This is a genomic window from Flagellimonas flava (genome assembly GCF_050617915.1).
GTDB classification, from domain to species: domain Bacteria; phylum Bacteroidota; class Bacteroidia; order Flavobacteriales; family Flavobacteriaceae; genus Flagellimonas; species Flagellimonas flava_A.
Genome location: NZ_JBODQE010000231.1, coordinates 1 through 231, shown reverse-complemented (window position 1 = coordinate 231; position 231 = coordinate 1). Strand labels below are relative to the sequence as shown.

Annotated in this window: 1 pseudogene; it reads left to right on the top strand. The window is 47.6% G+C overall.

The window, feature by feature from the left end:
• Positions 1–231: pseudogene (locus tag ACRHOZ_RS21655) on the top strand (hypothetical protein); the annotation flags it as partial.

The following is a 231-nucleotide window of genomic DNA, read 5'->3' as shown; positions in this document are numbered from 1 at the left end:
AGAGGGTGCCTTGAACAGTGAGGAGGGCGAATTTTCAGATGCGGACAGCGCTTTTGCCAACCAGCTGAAGGAATTGGCCGCAAAACGGCAGGAAAAAAAGGAGCTTCTGGGAGAAAGGGAGCCTCAAAAGGAAGAATTCACCAATTACGTAAAGGATAGCCCCACTTCCATTTCATTTTCATTGGTTGATAGAAATGCCTATTCCCTCCCTCCGCCAATTTGCACCTGTAT